Source organism: Candidatus Atribacteria bacterium, from assembly GCA_011056645.1.
GTDB lineage: Bacteria > Atribacterota > Phoenicimicrobiia > Phoenicimicrobiales > Phoenicimicrobiaceae > Sediminicultor > Sediminicultor quartus.
The window spans coordinates 1-1,680 of sequence record DSEL01000177.1 but is presented as its reverse complement, the minus strand read 5'-3'; the positions used below and the strand labels follow the sequence as shown (position 1 = coordinate 1,680).

The 1,680-nt window shown below is 31.8% G+C and carries 2 protein-coding genes; both read left to right on the top strand.

What is annotated here, in order from left to right; all coding sequences use genetic code 11:
• The first annotated feature begins 202 nt into the window (after window positions 1-202).
• Window positions 203-385 carry a hypothetical protein gene (locus tag ENO17_07620; GenBank protein ID HER24898.1) on the top strand — a complete coding sequence of 61 codons (183 nt, stop codon included), beginning with the start codon at window positions 203-205 and terminating at the stop codon, window positions 383-385.
• A gap of 16 nt (window positions 386-401) precedes the next feature.
• Complete coding sequence (locus ENO17_07615; protein ID HER24897.1) at window positions 402-1,445, top strand: LacI family transcriptional regulator; 1,044 nt, start codon at window positions 402-404, stop codon at window positions 1,443-1,445.
• Window positions 1,446-1,680 lie beyond the last annotated feature (235 nt).

The following is a 1,680-nucleotide window of genomic DNA, read 5'->3' as shown; positions in this document are numbered from 1 at the left end:
GTATATATTAATATATGCTTCTTAGTATTTAATTAAAAAATACTAAGGAAAAAAGATTATATTTAGCTATAAATTAGAATTTTAAAATAAAAAAGGAACTTTTTTACGCAACAACCCATTTTTAATATTTTCTTTACAGACGAGAAAATTTATGCTACGATGAAATCGATATCAGAAAGCGATTTCAGAAATAGGAGAAGTTATGGAAAAAGTATTGATATTGCTAAATATCAAGTTAGATTTTGCCTCCTTTATCTCTTGCTATTCTCAACTCGGTAAAACCATCTACTGTAATAATTACGATATCTTCTATAGCCGGCGGTTGCTTCTTACTTTACTAGAAGAAAGGGGGCAGCAATATCTTTCCCGAGCAAACATAAAATAGATTGGAAGAAAATGGAATGAAGAAAAAGAGTACTATCTATGATGTAGCAAAAATAGCAGGAGTTTCTCCTTCAACAATATCAAGGGTAATGAATACTCCCGGAATAGTGGCAGAAGAGACTCGCCAAAAAGTTATAAGTGCCGTAAAAGAATTAACTTATATTCCTAATATGATGGCGGCGAATATGCCCAGGAAAAGGACAAATTATATCGGTTTAATCATACCGGATATAACCAATATATTTTTTACTAATTTGGTAAGAGGTGTTCAGGATGTTTGTGAAAAGTATGGATACAGTGTATTGGTGGTTAATTCAGACGATATTCAGGAAAAGGAAGGTCGTTATTTAAAGCTTTTATACTCCCGTCGGGTAGATGGAGTAATTTTGACAGTAGCTGGTTATCGGGAAGAGGAATTTTCTAAAGAAGAGATAACCTTACTTAAAAAGATGAACATAGTGCTTATTGATAGAGAAATAAATGGAATGACAACTCCCATCGTTAAGGTAAATAATTTTGGTGGGGCTTATTATGCAGTTAAATATTTACTAACCATGGGGCACAAGAAGATAATGTATTTAGCCGGAATAGAAGGGACTAAAACTAATCAGGAAAGAGAAAAAGGTTACCTTGTTGCCCTGAGAGAAGCCCATATAAATTGGAAAAAAGAATTGGCGGCTGATTTCCGTCTGGATACCGCTTATCAGAAAATAACACAAAATTGGCCTCAGTTAAAGATTTCAGATAAACTACCTACGGCTATATTTGCAGCTAATGATCTGATGGCTATTGGAGCTTTAAAAGCTTTTGTCCAATTAAAGGTCCGGGTACCAGAAGATATATCCATAATCGGTTTTGATAATATATCATTTTCTGATTGCACCTATCCGCCCTTAACCACCATTGCTCAGCCTACTTATCTGATGGGTCAAAAGGCAGTTGAGATATTACTTAAATTAATAGATAAAAAGAAGATTAAAAAGTCTAAAAAATCGATAGAGTTAGAAACCGAACTTATTCAACGTGATTCGGTAAGAAGATTAGAAAATAAAGAAAAATGAAAGTTTACCATTATATCAAAAAGATTTGAAAGTAAAGCAGAATTTAAAAGAGAATTCGATATTTAGAATATTGTTATGATTTACATTATTTATAAAATAATTAAAGAAATCTATTTATCGAAAAATAATTATCGACACAGATTGTGAAATTGATGATACTGTTGCAATAATATTACCTTTGTGACTGACGAGATAGAAGTTTTCGATATTATAACGGTATCTAATAATATTAGTT

Excerpts from the sequence above, each read along its gene's own strand:
- ENO17_07620 (HER24898.1), top strand. The coding sequence starts at position 203 with ATGGAAAAAGTATTGATATTGCTAAATATCAAGTTAGATTTTGCCTCC.
- ENO17_07615 (HER24897.1), top strand. The coding sequence starts at position 402 with ATGAAGAAAAAGAGTACTATCTATGATGTAGCAAAAATAGCAGGAGTT.